This window comes from Paenibacillus sp. J22P51, from assembly GCF_059692215.1.
The window spans coordinates 1-1239 of the sequence record NZ_JCAUAZ010000034.1 but is presented as its reverse complement, the minus strand read 5'-3'; the positions used below and the strand labels follow the sequence as shown (position 1 = coordinate 1239).

1 protein-coding gene and 1 pseudogene are annotated in these 1239 nt (G+C 43.0%); both read right to left on the bottom strand.

Going from position 1 to position 1239, the window contains the following annotated elements; genetic code table 11:
- A pseudogene (locus tag AC58QC_RS30340) lies at nt 1–832 on the bottom strand (IS3 family transposase); the annotation flags it as partial.
- A gap of 20 nt (nt 833–852) precedes the next feature.
- Nucleotides 853–1170, bottom strand: coding sequence for a transposase (locus AC58QC_RS30335; protein WP_497418672.1), 318 nt, complete (start codon nt 1168–1170; stop codon nt 853–855).
- Nucleotides 1171–1239: the final 69 nt, after the last annotated feature.

The following is a 1239-nucleotide window of genomic DNA, read 5'->3' as shown; positions in this document are numbered from 1 at the left end:
TTTTTTCAAATTGAACTGGTGAAAGGTAACCCAAAGAGCCATGGATCCTTTTACGATTGTAAAAAAGTTCAATGTACTCGAACATATCTTGTTGTGCTTGGGCTTTGGTCAAAAATCTCGTACAGTAAACAAACTCTTTCTTTAGCACACTATGAAAAGATTCGATGCAGGCATTGTCATAACAGTTACCTTTTCGACTCATGCTAGCTTGCATATGGTATCTCTTAAGTCTTGCGCGGTATTCTTCTGATGCATATTGTGAGCCACGATCGGAGTGATGCAGTAGGCCTTCAGGAGGTTTTTGAGCCTCGTAGGCTTGATCTAAGGCAGCGAGAACTAAGTCGGTCGTCATACGGTCTCCCAGCTTCCAACCTACAATTTTGCGTGTGTATAAATCCAAAACACTTGCTAGATACAAACGACCTTGTCGGCACGGAATATAGGTAATATCCGTTACCCAAACCTTGTTTGGCGCCGTTGTTTGGAAGTTCTGATTCAGCACGTTTGGTGCAATCGAAAAATCATGGTTTGAATCAGTGGTATTTACTCGAAACTTCTTGGAAACGCAGGAACGAAGCCCATTGGCTTTCATCAGTTTCCCTACTAAACGCTCAGAAACCGTCCAACCTTCACGCTTTAAAGTCTCAGTAATTTTAGGACTTCCGTACCGGCCAAAACAGTCATGGAAGATGAATGTAATGCGTGCTAAGAGGGCTGCTCTTCGCTTCTGGTAGCTGTTCACAACAACTTTTCCAAGTAACCATTTGTAGTAACCGCTCCTCGATACCTCGAGTGTCTGACACATCTTCTCCACTGAAAATTCAGAGCGATGATCTGGGGTGAACTGGAACCTTAGTTCTTTGGTTTGCTGAAGATGTGCACGGCCTTTTTTACAATCGCAAGTTCTTCTTCAGTCTCGGAAATCCGGCGATCTTTCTCTGCGAGTTCACGTTCCTTCTCTTTCAAGAGCTGTTCGAGTTGACGAACTTTCTCTGGACTCGCAAGAGATTCACTTTCAAATTGACGGTACTTCGCTACCCATTGATGAAGCGTTCCCGCTGGTATGTTGAGCTCCTCAGCGATTTCCGCTACAGATTTCGTTTGTTCTTGAATAAATTTTACCGTTTGTTGTTTAAATTCATCATTGTACCTTTGCCGTTGTTCACCCATGTGAACACCTCCTCGTTACGTCTATTATCTTAAATCTGTTAACGAGGTGTCCACTTATAATTCTAGTTG

Coding starts and splice junctions, on each gene's coding strand:
- AC58QC_RS30335 (WP_497418672.1), bottom strand. CDS start 1,170: ATGGGTGAACAACGGCAAAGGTACAATGATGAATTTAAACAACAAACG.